This is a genomic window from Natrialba hulunbeirensis JCM 10989, from assembly GCF_000337575.1.
Taxonomy (GTDB): domain Archaea; phylum Halobacteriota; class Halobacteria; order Halobacteriales; family Natrialbaceae; genus Natrialba; species Natrialba hulunbeirensis.
On record NZ_AOIM01000035.1, the window covers coordinates 128,832 to 142,362 of the forward strand.

The 13,531-nt window shown below is 62.7% G+C and carries 14 protein-coding genes and 1 pseudogene; 10 read left to right on the plus strand and 5 right to left on the minus strand.

Annotation, left to right across the window (positions count from 1 at the left end; genetic code table 11):
• The first annotated feature begins 132 nt into the window (after positions 1-132).
• The 5 genes from C483_RS11890 (at position 133) to C483_RS11910 (ending at position 5,486) form a co-directional block, all read left to right on the plus strand.
• Positions 133-1,500, plus strand: coding sequence for a substrate-binding domain-containing protein (locus C483_RS11890; protein WP_006653603.1), 1,368 nt, complete (start codon positions 133-135; stop codon positions 1,498-1,500).
• An 8-nt stretch (positions 1,501-1,508) separates the two neighbouring features.
• Complete coding sequence (locus C483_RS11895) at positions 1,509-2,324, plus strand: ABC transporter ATP-binding protein (protein ID WP_006653604.1); 816 nt, start codon at positions 1,509-1,511, stop codon at positions 2,322-2,324.
• A complete protein-coding gene (locus tag C483_RS11900) occupies positions 2,321-3,019 on the plus strand; it encodes an ABC transporter ATP-binding protein (RefSeq protein ID WP_006653605.1) in 699 nt (232 codons plus the stop codon). Before C483_RS11895 ends, C483_RS11900 begins: the two co-directional genes overlap by 4 nt.
• A gap of 69 nt (positions 3,020-3,088) precedes the next feature.
• Complete coding sequence (locus C483_RS11905; RefSeq protein WP_006653606.1) at positions 3,089-4,111, plus strand: branched-chain amino acid ABC transporter permease; 1,023 nt, start codon at positions 3,089-3,091, stop codon at positions 4,109-4,111.
• 124 nt (positions 4,112-4,235) lie between these two features.
• Positions 4,236-5,486, plus strand: a complete 1,251-nt coding sequence (locus C483_RS11910; RefSeq protein WP_006653607.1) for a branched-chain amino acid ABC transporter permease — start codon at positions 4,236-4,238, stop codon at positions 5,484-5,486.
• Positions 5,487-5,576: 90 nt separating this feature from the next.
• Here the strand turns inward: C483_RS11910 and serS are convergent, their stop codons facing one another.
• Entirely contained in the window at positions 5,577-6,956 is a 1,380-nt protein-coding gene (serS, locus tag C483_RS11915; RefSeq protein WP_006653608.1) for a serine--tRNA ligase, read from the minus strand.
• 136 nt (positions 6,957-7,092) lie between these two features.
• Here serS and C483_RS11920 point away from each other — a divergent pair, with 136 nt between their 5' ends.
• Entirely contained in the window at positions 7,093-8,313 is a 1,221-nt protein-coding gene (locus C483_RS11920) for a potassium channel family protein (protein ID WP_006653609.1), read from the plus strand.
• A 97-nt stretch (positions 8,314-8,410) separates the two neighbouring features.
• Here the strand turns inward: C483_RS11920 and C483_RS11925 are convergent, their stop codons facing one another.
• Both C483_RS11925 and C483_RS11930 read right to left on the minus strand, forming a co-directional pair.
• A complete protein-coding gene (locus C483_RS11925) occupies positions 8,411-8,995 on the minus strand; it encodes a magnesium transporter (RefSeq protein WP_006653610.1) in 585 nt (194 codons plus the stop codon).
• Entirely contained in the window at positions 8,995-9,564 is a 570-nt protein-coding gene (locus tag C483_RS11930) for a magnesium transporter (RefSeq protein ID WP_006653611.1), read from the minus strand. Before C483_RS11930 ends, C483_RS11925 begins: the two co-directional genes overlap by 1 nt.
• 201 nt (positions 9,565-9,765) lie before the next feature.
• Here C483_RS11930 and C483_RS11935 point away from each other — a divergent pair, with 201 nt between their 5' ends.
• From C483_RS11935 to C483_RS19540, 3 genes and pseudogenes are all read left to right on the plus strand, one after another.
• On the plus strand, positions 9,766-9,945 hold the full coding sequence (locus tag C483_RS11935; protein WP_006653612.1) for a hypothetical protein: 180 nt from the start codon (positions 9,766-9,768) through the stop codon (positions 9,943-9,945).
• Positions 9,932-10,969, plus strand: a complete 1,038-nt coding sequence (mgtE, locus tag C483_RS11940; RefSeq protein WP_006653613.1) for a magnesium transporter — start codon at positions 9,932-9,934, stop codon at positions 10,967-10,969. The genes C483_RS11935 and mgtE overlap by 14 nt, the downstream gene beginning before the upstream one ends.
• A 66-nt stretch (positions 10,970-11,035) precedes the next feature.
• Positions 11,036-11,382: pseudogene (locus C483_RS19540) on the plus strand (universal stress protein).
• Here C483_RS19540 and C483_RS11945 read toward each other — a convergent pair.
• Together C483_RS11945 and C483_RS11950 are read right to left on the minus strand one after the other, a co-directional pair.
• Positions 11,379-11,792 carry a fluoride efflux transporter FluC gene (locus C483_RS11945; protein WP_006653614.1) on the minus strand — a complete coding sequence of 138 codons (414 nt, stop codon included), beginning with the start codon at positions 11,790-11,792 and terminating at the stop codon, positions 11,379-11,381. The pseudogene C483_RS19540 and the gene C483_RS11945 sit on opposite strands and share 4 nt — an antisense overlap.
• Complete coding sequence (locus C483_RS11950) at positions 11,789-12,208, minus strand: fluoride efflux transporter FluC (RefSeq protein ID WP_006653615.1); 420 nt, start codon at positions 12,206-12,208, stop codon at positions 11,789-11,791. The genes C483_RS11945 and C483_RS11950 overlap by 4 nt, the downstream gene beginning before the upstream one ends.
• Before the next feature lie 391 nt (positions 12,209-12,599).
• Between C483_RS11950 and C483_RS11955 the strand changes: the two genes are divergently transcribed.
• A complete protein-coding gene (locus C483_RS11955; RefSeq protein ID WP_006653616.1) occupies positions 12,600-13,511 on the plus strand; it encodes a cation diffusion facilitator family transporter in 912 nt (303 codons plus the stop codon).
• Positions 13,512-13,531: the final 20 nt, after the last annotated feature.

Genomic DNA, 13,531 nt, shown 5'->3' on the forward strand with positions numbered 1-13,531 from the left:
TCCTCGGTCGACCGATGTACCGCGAGCGCAGTCGCGCTGTTCGACGGTGAATAACTGCTCACCGCAAGGCCGAGCCGCAGGTTGACATATGAACATTATGTGTTTCGTACTAGTAGCGGCTCATATATTGTCATGGTACGTCACACCACGAGGCGCAGTGTTCTCAAGGGCTCGGGTGCAGCGGCTGCGGTCGGAACGACGCTGCTCGCGGGTTGTGTTACCGAAGAGGATAATGGCACCGGGGACCCGGACGAGCAGACGATTCGAATCGGTGCGTTCCAGCCGACATCGGGGGATCTGGAATATTACGGCCAATCAGCGCTACAGGGATTCTACTGCGGACTCGCGTACAAGTACGACGATGTCGAGCCGGTCGACACCCTCTCGGCGGGTGAGTACACGGTTGACCCTGCGGACGGTCCGACGTTCGAGATCATCCTCGAGGATACGGCGTTCGATCCGGACACCGCACGACGCGTGGCGGAAGACCTCGTCGTCGACGAGGATGTCGACATCCTGTTTGGGGGGACGTCGTCCGACAGCGCACGCCGTGTAATCGACACGATCGTCCCGGAGACTGACATCCCGTATCTCTGTGGACCGGCGGCGGACGGGGACATCACCGTTTCGGACGAGTACTGCCACGAACGCGTGTTCCGCGCGAGCGAGCACACCTCGATGGACGCGCGGTCCGGTGCGAGGTACGTCGCCGAGGAGATGGATATTTCGACGGTGCAGTTGTTTGGCTCGGACAACGCGTTCGGTCGGGGCGGCGTGGAGAACTACACGGCCGTCCTCGAACAGTCCGATGACATCGAAATCCTCGAACCGCGCTTTACCGAAGTCGGCTACTCCGAGTTCGAGGGAATGATGGACGAAGCCGTGGACGCAGGTGCCGACGCCGTCGGTGGCGTGTACACGTTTCAGACGCTCCCGCAGTTCATCGGCACGGCGATGGCGTACGACGTACAGATTTTCGGCGGCTTCGCGGAACTGGTCACGACACAGGTGCTCGGCGGTGCGGTCGTGGAGGCACTCGGCGAGGACTTTACCGCGGAAGACATCGAGGAATCCGGATTGGGTCCGTTCACGACGCGATATCACTGGAACCAGTACGACAACCCGGTCAACGACGCGTATATCGACATGAACGTCGAGACCTACGAACAGGTTCCGGACCTGCTCAGTGCGGGTACCTTCACGATCGCCTCCGCGCTGGTGCAGGCACTGGAGGAGGCCGAGGACGCCAGCTCCGATGCGATCGTCGACGCCCTGACTGGTATGACCGTGACGGATACGCCGAAGGGCGAGAACGGCTATCAGTTCCGCGAGGAGAACAACCAAGCGGCCTCGGAGATGACCGTCGCCTACCCGGTGCCGACGTCCGAGGAGTTCGAAGAGACCTGGGACGCTCCGATCATGCCGGGCGAACCGATCGAAACCGTGGCCGCCGACGAGGCGATGGTGCCGGCCGACGAGATGGGTTGTGACCTTAGTTAGAGTTAGCAATGTTACTTTCGACCACCAATTTGACGAAACAGTTCGGTGGGATCACTGCCGTGGACGGCGTCGATTTCACGCTCGAGGACGGCCAACTCTGTTCCGTAATCGGTCCGAACGGGGCCGGCAAAACGACGTTCTTCAATCTGATTACGGGTGAACTCGAGCCCACGTTCGGGACGATCGAGTTCGACTCCTCCGAAGCGGGGTCCATCGAGATCACGGACGCCGATCCGGCGACGACCGCCCGGCTTGGACTCCATCGGTCGTACCAGATCACGAACATTTTCCCGACGGTCTCGGTTCTCGAAAACGTCCGAATCGCAGCCCAGGCCCACCGTGGCAACGATTCGTGGCGATTTTGGCGGAACGTCAACAGCTTCGACGAACACTTCGAGGAGGCCCACGCCATTCTGGAGCGAATCGGTCTGTCCAACGACGCCGACATCGCTGCTCAGAACCTGAGTCACGGCGAGAAACGAAGTCTCGAGATCGGAATCGCGCTCGCCGGTGACCCGGACGTGCTGTTGCTCGACGAACCGACCGCCGGCGTCTCGAGCGAAGATATCGGTCGGCTCACCGACCTCATCGACGACGTCGCCGAGGATCACGCGATCATGCTGATCGAACACAACATGGACATCGTGATGGACATCAGCAATCGCGTCGTCGTCCTCGACAACGGCGAACTCATCGCGGACGGGGTTCCGTCAGAAATTCGCGAGAGCAAGCGGGTCCAGCAGGCGTATCTCGGCGGGTACGAGCAAGACGACGAAAGTGACGAATCCGCCGACGACTCGGAGGCAGGGGTGACGGCCGGATGAGTTTCCTCGAACTCGAGGACGTTCAGACCTACTACGGCGAGAGCCACGTCTTACAGGGAGTCACCCTCGACGTCGAAGAACAGGAGATCGTCGCACTGATCGGGCGTAACGGTGTCGGGAAGACGACGACGCTCCGATCGATTCTCCAGTTGACGCCGCCTCGAGAGGGGACGATCCGTTACAAGGGCGAGGAGATCGGTGGGAAGGACACGCACGAGGTTAGCAACGACGGGATCGGCTGGGTTCCCGAGGAGCGGCGGATGTTCGGATACCTGACCGTCGAAGAGAACATCCGGGTTGCGGTCAAACCGGACGACGATTTCGAGGCCCAGCGAGAGTACGTCTACTCGCTGTTTCCTGCGCTCGACGAGTTCAGCGAGAAGGAAGCGAGGAACTTGAGCGGCGGCCAACAGCAGATGCTCGCCATCGCTCGCGGCATGGTCGGACAGAACGAGTTGTTGCTCGTCGACGAGCCGAGTGAGGGGCTGGCACCGATGATCGTCGACCAGGTCGTCGACGCGCTCGAAACAGCCTCGGAAGACACGACGATGGTCCTCGTCGAGCAGAACTTCCCCCTCGCGATGGAGCTCGCAGACCGGTTCTACCTCATCGATCACGGGACCGTCGTCGAGTCCGGTTCCACGGAGGGTGTTACGGCCGACGACGAACGGATACGGAGGTATCTCAGCGCATGAGTTGGAGCGAGCGAGACGACGAGGGAGTGCAACGCCGACAGCGAACCCACTGTACAGGAGGTCGAGACGATGCCGATTGAACTCGCGACCGAGGTTCCGCTGGTGATCGAGACGCTCGAACGGCTCTTCCAACCGAGTACGATCGCACGGATCATCGTCGAAGGGCTTGGCAAGGCGGCCGTCTACTTCGTCCTCGCGGTCGGATTGACGCTCGTCTTCGGTCTGATGGGCGTGCTCAACTTCACCCACGGTGCGATGGCGATGCTCGGTGCGTACATCGGGGGGCTCGTCATGGTCCTTTCCGTCTCCGACGGCACGGACGCACTCGTTCGAATCGCGCTCTTCATGGTCGTGCTGGCGGTGGTCTTCGCGCTGCTCACCGGCTTCGGGAGCGCCTTCGAGTATTCGCTGATCCGTCCGATCTATGATCGGACGCCGATGTACCAGATCCTCCTGACGTTCGGCGTCGCACTCATCCTCGAGGAGGTGACGCGGATCGTCGTTCTCTCGCAGGGAATTCAACCCGAACCACCGTGGTCGGGAGCGATGGGGACTGCACCGGCGGTCTTCACCGAGCGGTACGACATCCTCGGTGCACCGATCCGCGGCCTATACGCGTTCGAAATCGTTCTCGGGATTGTTGCCGTTGTTGGTGTCTGGCTGTTCCTCAACCGGACGCTGTACGGTCTCTATATCCGAGCCGGCAGCGAGGACCCGGAGATGGTCGAGGCGCTCGGCATCGACGTTCGTCAGGCGTTTACGATCGTGTTCGGCCTCGGTACTGGTCTCGCCGGTATCGGTGGCGTGTTGCTCATGTGGGACCCGCTGTGGGGGCCAAGCGCCCTGCTCGCCATCGACGTGTTGCTGTACGCGTTCGTCGTGGTCATCATCGGTGGACTCGGCTCGTTCAAGGGCACCGTCGTGGCGGCAATCTTGGTTGGCATCGCAGACTCGTTTACCACGTGGCTGTTCGCCACCGGGATCGTCACCTTCACCGGGCTCCCAGAACTGACAATATTCGGTTTATTGGTAATCATGCTCATTATCCGTCCACAGGGACTGTACGGCGTCGAGGAGGTGGGGGGCCATTAGCCCGACTGACAGCGATCGAGACTCCGACCGCGATCACGACCGCAACCGTGACCGCGAGCGAACCGCGGACGGCGGCGTCGAGACCACACCGGACCAGTCCGCCGAGCAGCGCTCGGCGACGGCCGTGAGTTCCAGCGACGAACACTGGATCAGGTCGTATGGCCGCGACCAGTTCCCGCACGTTCTGGTCGTGCTCGGATTCGCGCTGTATCCGATACTGCTGGGCGTCCTCAACCGGACACCGGTCGCGTCGGAGGCCAGCGCGTTCCTTCCGGGACTCACCTTCATGATCATCGTCCTCTACATGGGACTGTTCGCGATCAGTTTCGACTTCATCAGCGGCTACACCGGGTATCTCTCGTTCGGCCACGCCGCGTTCTACGGAACGGGAGCATACTTCGTGGTGCTCGCTGCAAACGGACAGGTCCCAGGCGTCCCGGAGGGGATGCCGTTCATGATTACGATGTTCCTCGGTGCGACCCTGGCGTTCGTCGTTGCGCTCGCGATCGGTGCCGTTTCGTTCCGGCTCACGGGCGTCTACTTCGCGATGCTTACGCTCGGCTTCGCTCAGGTGATGTACGAGTTCATCCGCCACTGGGGATACGTCAGTTCGAACCCGACTGAGGGTGCGACGATTCCGTCCGGTGCGGACATGTCGATCGGTGTTCCGTTCGTCGACTCGCTCAACTTCGCCGTCGGCCGACTCTCCGGGGACAGCTTCGAGAACGTCCTCGGCCTGGGAATCGACATTTCGGCGACGATGACGTCGTACTACGCGCTCGGCATCGTCGTCCTCCTGTCGTACTTCGTGATGCAGCGGATCATCCACTCTCCCTTCGGCAAAGTCATGATCGCGATCCGCGAGAACGAAGAACGCGCTAGAGCGGTCGGCTACAACGTCTTCTGGTACAAGATGGGAGCGTTCGCGACGAGTGCGTTCTTCGCCGCTATCGCCGGTGCACTGTTCGCCGCGTACGCGGGCGGGGCCTCGCCGGACAATTCATTCTACTTCCTCGTCACGGCGGACGCCTTGATCATGGCGATCATCGGCGGTATCGGAACGCTCGCCGGACCACTGTTCGGAGCACTGTTCCACGAGTGGTTCGAAGACATCCTCTCGACGGAGAGCGACGGACTCTCCACGTACCTCGAGCAGCTCCTGCCGGAGAGCGTCCTCACCGCCGAGGTCGCGGGACTGACGATCAACGACTTCATCGGGACGTTCCTCGACGGCCGCGCCCCGCTGTATCTGGGGATTATCTTCGTGCTGTTCGTGCTGTTCGTCCCCAACGGACTGCTCGGATCGATTCGAGATCGGCTCGGTGGAACGGTAAGTAAGCGGATCCCGGCCGCTCTCGAGCGCTACCGGCGATAAATCGACTCTCTTTTTCCGCGTTCGTTGACCGGTGTTTCCGTCACAACGCGTTCGTCGACCAGCGTTTCGTCCGACGTGTTCGGCTTTCGACTATTCCCGTTCACCCGACCCAAGCGCGCTCTCGCCGACCTTCTCGTGACCCTCGATGACCTCCTGGCCACCCATGTACGGCCGCAGCGCTTCGGGCACCGTGACAGTCCCGTCCTCGTTCTGGTAGTACTCGAGTACGGCCACCATCACGCGCGGTAGTGCGAGCCCGGAGGCGTTCAGCGTGTGGAGGTAGTCGGCCGATTCGTGGCGCTCTGGGCGGTAGCGCAGGCCGGCGCGGCGGGCCTGGAAGGCTTCGAAGTTCGAGGCCGAGGAGACCTCGAGCCAGCGGCCGCCTTCGTCGGGGCCGTCGTCCATGTCGTCTGCGGGGGCCCAGACCTCGATGTCGTAGGTTTTGGCCGAGGCGAAGGTGAGGTCGCCGGTACAGAGTTCGAGGATGCGGTAGGGGAGGCCGAGTTGCTGGAGTACTTCCTCGGCTTCCGAGAGCAGGCCCTCGAGGCGGTCGTAGCTGTTCTCGGGTTCGACGAAGTTGACGAGTTCGACCTTGTTGAACTGGTGGACGCGGACGATACCGCGGGTTTCGGTGCCGTGCTCGCCGGCTTCGCGCCGGAAGTTCGGGGTGTACGCCTGGTGTTTGAGTGGGAGGTCGTCTTTGAGGAGGATGTCGTCGGCGTACATGTTGGTGACCGGCACCTCGGCAGTGGGACAGAGCCAGAGATCGTCGTCCTCGTAGTCTTCCTCGTTGCTGCCGCCGAGTCGGTAGGCGTCGTCGGCGAACTTCGGCAGTTGGCCGGTGCCGCGCATCGACTCGCTGGTGACTGGCACCGGTGGGAGGAGGTCCACGTAGTCCTGCTCGCGGTGGATATCGAGCATAAACTGGATCAGCGCGTGCTCTAAGCGCGCGCCGTCACCCTTGAGGAAGTAAAAGCCCGAGCCCGTTGTCTTCGCGCCGCGAGCCTCGTCGATGATGTCGAGGTCCTCGCCGAGATCGTAGTGGGGGGTGATGTCGTCTGGAAGGGCACGCATGTCGTCGAAGCCCCAGCGCCGGTCCTCGACGTTGTCGTCTTCGTCCTCGCCGACCGGGACGCTCTCGTCGGGAAGCTGTGGGATCTCGAGGAGTCGTTCGTCGAGTTCATCGCGGAGTTCGGCGGCTTCGGCCTCGACGTCCTCGATCTCGGCTTTGAGCTCCTTCGATTCCGCGATGGCGTCCTCGCGTTCCTCGTCTTTGCCTTCGGCGACGAGTTCGCCAATCCTGTCCGTAATCTCGTTTCGCTCGTGGCGGAGTTCGTCGCCGCGGGCTTTCAGTTCGCGCCAGCGCTCGTCCGTCTCGAGAAGGTCGTCGAGGTCGACGTCGGTGCCCCGGTTCTCGAGTGCCTCGCGAACGGCGTCGGGCTGTTCGCGAAGCGTCGTTTGGTCGATCATTGCCCGTGGGTTCTTTGTGGCCGTCCAAAACCGTATCGGAAGGCGTCGTCTGTCCGTCGCCGCGGCCAGTTTTGGATCCGGGAGATCGCGGCCCACGCGGGAAACGTTTTTTTCGACGCGGCGGGTTTGTCGACGTATGGACCCGTTCGAGGGGGAAGCGGCGGTACCGATCGAGTACGAGCCACGGAGCGTCAAGGACGTCCTCGTCGAGATGAAGGACACAGCGGAGCTGTTGATCGACCTCTCGTACTCGGCGGTGCTTCACCGCAACGAGAACCTCGCGCGGGAAGTGCTCCGGCTCGAAGAGCGCATGGACGTACTCGAGTTACAGGCGCGGATGAGCCTCATGCTGGCCGTCCGGAACCCGGACGACGCAGAGCAACTCGCACCGGTGCTCGGTATCGTCACCGCGGCGGGCGATATCAGCGATGCGGCTGGCGACATCGCGAAGATCGTCCTTGAGGAGGTCGGGCTCCCCGAGGCGATGCGCGCGGCGCTGCCCGAGGCGACCGAGACGCTCGTCCGTGGTGTCGTCGCGTCCGATTCCGAGTACGCCGGGCGCACGCTGGTCGATATCGACCTCGAATCCGTGACTGGTGTCCGGGTGATCGCGCTCCGGCGCGGTGACGAGTGGCTGTTGAACCCCGGTCCGGAGACACAGATTGAGCGCGATGACGTCGCGCTCTTGCGCGGTCCCGAACCGGCAGTCGATGGGGTCTACGAGACGCTAACTGGCGAGCCCTACGAGTCACCGGTGATCGACGCGCCGGATATCGAGGATCTGGAGCGAGCGGTCGACACGATCGTCCACATGAAGAACCTCTCGGAACTCGCAGTCGATCTGGCCTACAGCAGTGTGCTGTTCGACAGCGAGGGTCTCGCAGAGGAGGTTCGGAATCTCGAGGTCGAAGTCGACGCGATGGAGTCACGTTTCGAGGCGTGGACCCTCCGGGCCGCAGCGGATGCCGACGATCCGGTCGTGTTGCGCGGGCTGATCCAACTCGGCAGCAGTACGGAGGTTATCAGCGACGCCGCAGTCGACATTAGCGAGGGTGTGCTCAGAGACCTTGAGGTGCATCCGGTCGTCCAGATGGCCGTCGAGGAGAGCGACGAGATCATCACGCGGGTCGTGGTCGAACCGGGGAGCACACTCGACGGGGCGACCGTCGTCGGGGGCGTTCCCGATACCGAATCGACGATGTCGATCATCGCGATTCGTCGCCCCGAGGAGGGCTGGTTGCTCGTCGGCGACGCCGACACCGAACTCGAGGCGGGTGATGTCCTGATCTCGAAGGGGACGCGGACGGCGGCGGAGGCGTTCGACGACCTCTCGCAGGAACAAGAGCGGTCGCCGTAGCAGCGCGACGAGTGCGACGTTGTCGAGCAGAATTCGAGCCAGCGCTGAAACGTCGAACTGACGGCATTTGACGGCCAACGCTAACCGTCGATACCGGTCAGAAGCCGATAACCAGCGCCGAAACGCTGATGAAGATGATCATCCCGAAGACGTCGACGACGTTCGTGACGATCGGAATCGTCGTGTCGTCAGGGTCGATCCCCAGTTTGTAGGAGGCGTACGTCGCCGCGAACGCGAAGACGATCGCGATGACCGCGACGGACAGCCCGCTCGTCAGCGAAATCACGAGCAACATCCACAGCGGTAACGCGCCGCCGATGAGCTGTCCGAGCAGCCAGGCACCTACGGCAAGCGCGGTAAAAACAGTCACCGCGAGCGCGAGAATCGCAAGAATGTTCGCCCAGAGCTCCCGGTCTCGGGGATCGAAATCCGTCATCCCCAGGTGAAGTCGAGAGGTGAGCCGCGAACTCAAAATCGCACCGAGATTCCCACCCATGTCGACCATCGTGGGCACCATCACCGCGAGCAGCCCGTACTCGGTGAGCATCTCCTCTGCGTCCTCGAGTGTGATCCCCGCTGCGAGGACGATGACCGAGAGGACGATCAACAGCGGGAACATGTTCCTGACGATACTGTGTGCATCCCACGAGCCGAGCGAGCCCTGTCCCTGTGGGACGACCATCAGACGATCACCTCGACGACGCCGATCGCGAATAGCAAGAAGAGCATCCCAAAGATGTCGCCGAGGGTGGTCACGATCGGTCCGACGAGGTTGTCCGGATCGTAGCCGTACTTATAGCCCGCGAAGATCAGCGCGAGCAGGCCGAAGATGAGCACGACCGAGGTCAGTACGCCGGCGACGAGCATGATCCCGACGAGTTCGTACAGCGCGGCAGACTCCCAGCCGAGCACCTGTAGTGCCAGCCAACTCACGACGCCGATAACAACCGAAATGCCGATCCCGTTGACGAACGAGGCGATGACGGCGTTGACGAGTCGCTCGTCCCACTCGAATCGCGGCTCGATCAGCCCCTGGTGGAGCCCACTCGAGATGCGCCCGCCGAGAGCACCGTAGACGTTCCCCCTGGTCGCGAGAAAGACGGGAACCATCACGAGCAAGCCGGGAAAGCGCTCGACGCTCTCGAGCATCCCCTCGAGGACGAGGCCGGCGAACAGGCCACCCCCGAGCGCGATGAGGAGAATTGGCATCGCCTCACGATAGATCGACCAGACGTCGCCGCGAACGCTCATATCAGTTCATCACTCAGTTGTCTGTTAAACGTATCGGGACTGGAAGCGCCAACACTGGTGCTGGAAGACGAGACACGTAGTTGAGTACCCTCGATCCCACTCGAGTTTGGCACCGGTGTCTCTCACACCACTGTGTGACTAAAACACATAGGTGATCTAAAAGGGAAACAACTTTTGACATGTCTAATAATTCGCCACTGTATGCTGGATACCAACCACAGCAGTCGATACGGAACTGAAACTGCGATCGCCGATGCTGCCGTCGCTGACGGTATTGAACGGCGACGGACACTCGAGGAGCTCGTGCTCGACCTGCTCGAAGGAGAGTTTGCAGGTGTCATTCGGTCTCACATCCGAGGTGAAGTGTATGGGGGCTGCTGAGAACACCGCCGAATTCCACGCGGACCGCGTCTTCGAAATCACCGACGACGAGTACGTTGCCGTCACCCAGGAAACGTTCGTCGGCCCCGCGATCGAGGAGTTTCGTCACTTCGAACCGATCGACGACGAAACGACCGTCTATTATCTCTACGTCACCGACAACTCCGGCCGGTTAGTCGGCGTTATGTCCCTCCGGGAACTGCTCAACGCCCCGGAAGACGATGTCGTCGAGGAACACATGCATACCGACCTCGTGACGATCGACGCCGATGCAGACCCCGAGTACGCGGCCGACGAGATGGCTGAACGGGACTTCCCGGCCCTGCCGGTTGTCGACACTGACGACGTGCTAATCGGCGTCCTCCGGACCGACGACATGCTCGACGTCGTCGAGGAGGAAGCCACCGAGGATATCATGAAAAGCGCCGGCTTCTCGTTCGCCGATGTCGAGAGTTCGCGCAGTTCGGCGATACTCGAGTCCTCGATCCCGAAGATCCTCCGGCTGCGACTGCCGTGGCTGATCGTCGCGCTGGCCGGCGGTCTGCTGGCCGGCGGCGTCATCGAGCAGTTCGAGGACACGCTCGAGGCCGTCGTGGCACTCGCCTTTTTCGTCCCGGTGATCATGGACATGGGCGGGAACGTCGGCACGCAGGCGTCGACGATTTTCGTCCGCGGGCTCGCGCTGGGTCACATCGACGACCGAAACGCGATGCGTCACTTCGCCCGCGAGGGACTGATCGGTCTCCTCATCGGGCTGATCATCGGTGGAATCGGTGCCGGTGCGGCGTATGTCTGGCAGATCGACGAACCGTACGCATTCGAGCTGGCGGCGGTCGTCTTCGTCGGCCTCGTCACGGTCTGTGTGGTCGCGTCGGTCGTCGGCTACGTTATCCCGTGGATCATGAACAAACTCGGCTTCGACCCCGCTGCGGCGTCGGACCCGCTGATCACGACGGTCAAAGACATCACCGCGCTGCTAATCTACTTCGGGCTCGCCGCAGTGTTGCTGTCCGAACTGATCTAACTCATCGTCCCTGCCGGGGCACTCCTGCCGAAATACACTGTTTGAAACTGCCGCCGTAGCAGTCGTCTGACCGAGCACATCCTCGTTCCAGTCGACGGCTCCCAGCCAGCGACAGCGGCACTCGAGTACGCCCACGAGCACTTCCCCGAGGACCGACTGACGGTGCTGTACGTCGTCGATCCGATGGCGGATTACAGCCGTGAGCGCTCGTATCCGGGGTATACGGCGGACGACGAGTTCAAGACGGAACACGAGAAGGGAGACGCGATACTCGAGACGGCGTGCGAGCGACTGTCGGACGGGCGGGTGCCGTCCGCTATCTGCTCGGGAGCGTTGCAGAACAGGTCGTCCGCCGGGCTGGGGTGCCGATCACCATCGTTCGTGGCTCCCCCGACTCTGACCCCTCCGGTTAGACGACGGCGACGACCACCCACGCGAGGCCGATGCCCGCGAGCGAGAGGACGAGGTTGACGACTGCGTTGGCGGCGGCGAGCAGTTTGTCGCCGCGCTCGTAGAGCTGGACCGTTTCGACCGAAAAGGACGAGAACGTCGTGAACGCACCGCAGATGCCGATTCCGACCAGCTGAATCACCGACTCGCTCGCGCCCGCGAACGTCGCCAGCGCGAAGACGAAACTCCCGACGACGTTGACGAGCAGCGTCGGCCAGGGGAATCGGTCACTCGAGAGCTGTTGGTACACAGCATAACGCAGCATCGCGCCGATTGCGCCGCCGGTGCCGACGATGTGGGCCGGTTCGGGATCGATGGCGATGAGGTCGGTAGTGAGTGCCAGTGCCAGCGCCAGCGTCGAGAGTGCACTCATGCCGTCTCACCTCCGGCCGCTGCGGCTCCGGGACTGCGAACCCGGCGGGCGAGTTCGCGACTCGCGAGCACGCCGGCAAAGCCGAGTCCGTAGTTCCCCAGGACGATGGCGGCGAGCAGGAACGGGTCGGCGGCGAGCGCCGACTGGAGTGCGAACGTACTGTAGGTCGTCAGCGACGACAGAAAGCCGGTCGTGAAGACGAGTCGTGACTTTCGCTCGACGATTCCCGAGTACTGCGCCTCGTAGGCGATAAAGCCGAGCGCGAAGCAGCCGAGCACGTTGACGAGCAAGACGGCGACGACGTCCGGAAAGAGCCCGAGCGCGAAAAACCGGAGGTTCGCGCCGGCGAAGCCGCCGATGCCGACCAGCGCGAGCGTTTCGAGTCGAACGAGGGGGTGGGGTTGGGATCCTGCCATGGCTACCGAAGCAGGGACCGTCAGCCGGCCGTGGGGTACAGGCTGAACGCACGGAGTGGATTCGACCAGCCGACCGGCCGATCAGCCGATCATCCGGCCAGCCGACCAGCCGACCAGCCGACCAGCCGACCAGCCGACCAGCCGAATAACCGAATGACCGAACAGCCGAAAGCGTCTCGCGTACACAGTCTGCCCACAGCACCGGCAGTTGGGTCAGGCGGGCCCCATCGCCCAGTGTCTGTCACGCCCTTCTCAGAGCTAGCCAATGAGCGTTGTGGAACTGTGAGCAGGGGTGTACTCGAGTCCGACTCGGAGTCCGCACCGTTAGCCACCACAGCCAGCAGCCATCGCGAAGGAAAAGACCCAAGGTTAGACTGGCTCTAAAACAGCCATGGTCGAGGCCGTCGAGGACCGACGCGGGTTTGCGCGGGCGTCGTGGGCCAACGTGCTCGGAAACGCGGTAAAGATCATCGTCGAGGGAGCGGCGGGGCTGTTGTTCGGCAGCGTCGCGTTGCTGGCCGACGCGGCCCACTCCGTTGCGGACCTCGTCGCGAGTATCGTCGTCCTCGTCTGGGGACGCAGTTCGTTCGACGAACCCGACGACACGCACCCTCACGGCCACGATCGGATCGAACCGCTGACGGCGCTGTTCGTCGGCGCGGTGATCGCCCTGTTAGGGTTGAATCTCCTCTATAGCTCCGTTGAGGGGCTCATCACCGGCGTCGATGTCACGTTCAGTCCGCTCCTGCTCGGCGCGCTCGCGTTCGCAATCGTCGACATGTACCTCGTCTACCGCTACACCGAGGCCATCAACGAACACTTGCAGTCGACCGCACTCGAGGCGCTCGCGACCGACTGTTTGAACGATATCTACACCTCCTTCGCTGCCGTCGTCGGCGTTATCGGCGTTCTACTTGGCCAGCCGCTGCTCGACCCGCTCGCTGGCGCGCTCGTCAGCGTCCTCGTCGTCTACCAGGGCGTCGAGATCGGTCGCGAGAACATCGGCTACCTCATCGGTGCTGCGCCGACGCCAGAGAAGCGCGAGGCGGTAACCGAGGTCCTTCGCGAGCATCCTGACGCGCACGGAATGCACGACCTGACGGTCTTCTACGACGGCCCCGTCCTCGAGGTCGAAGTCCACGTCGAGGTCGACGGCGACCTGCCGCTCCGGCAGGCTCACGACATCGAGTCCGACCTGGTCGAAGACCTGCGGGCACTCGAGGACGTGGGTGACGCGCACGTCCACCTGGATCCGTCGGGGATCGGGGAGTGGAAGGAGCAGTCGGACGAGGCTGAACAGTAGCGGGGGCCGGCACCACCGGG

Excerpts from the sequence above, each read along its gene's own strand:
- C483_RS11890 (WP_006653603.1), top strand. The coding sequence starts at position 133 with ATGGTACGTCACACCACGAGGCGCAGTGTTCTCAAGGGCTCGGGTGCA.
- C483_RS11895 (WP_006653604.1), top strand. The coding sequence starts at position 1,509 with ATGTTACTTTCGACCACCAATTTGACGAAACAGTTCGGTGGGATCACT.
- C483_RS11900 (WP_006653605.1), top strand. The coding sequence starts at position 2,321 with ATGAGTTTCCTCGAACTCGAGGACGTTCAGACCTACTACGGCGAGAGC.
- C483_RS11905 (WP_006653606.1), top strand. The coding sequence starts at position 3,089 with ATGCCGATTGAACTCGCGACCGAGGTTCCGCTGGTGATCGAGACGCTC.
- serS (WP_006653608.1), bottom strand. The coding sequence starts at position 6,956 with ATGATCGACCAAACGACGCTTCGCGAACAGCCCGACGCCGTTCGCGAG.
- C483_RS11920 (WP_006653609.1), top strand. The coding sequence starts at position 7,093 with ATGGACCCGTTCGAGGGGGAAGCGGCGGTACCGATCGAGTACGAGCCA.
- C483_RS11925 (WP_006653610.1), bottom strand. The coding sequence starts at position 8,995 with ATGGTCGTCCCACAGGGACAGGGCTCGCTCGGCTCGTGGGATGCACAC.
- C483_RS11930 (WP_006653611.1), bottom strand. The coding sequence starts at position 9,564 with ATGAGCGTTCGCGGCGACGTCTGGTCGATCTATCGTGAGGCGATGCCA.
- C483_RS11935 (WP_006653612.1), top strand. The coding sequence starts at position 9,766 with ATGCTGGATACCAACCACAGCAGTCGATACGGAACTGAAACTGCGATC.
- mgtE (WP_006653613.1), top strand. The coding sequence starts at position 9,932 with ATGGGGGCTGCTGAGAACACCGCCGAATTCCACGCGGACCGCGTCTTC.
- C483_RS11945 (WP_006653614.1), bottom strand. The coding sequence starts at position 11,792 with ATGAGTGCACTCTCGACGCTGGCGCTGGCACTGGCACTCACTACCGAC.
- C483_RS11950 (WP_006653615.1), bottom strand. The coding sequence starts at position 12,208 with ATGGCAGGATCCCAACCCCACCCCCTCGTTCGACTCGAAACGCTCGCG.
- C483_RS11955 (WP_006653616.1), top strand. The coding sequence starts at position 12,600 with ATGGTCGAGGCCGTCGAGGACCGACGCGGGTTTGCGCGGGCGTCGTGG.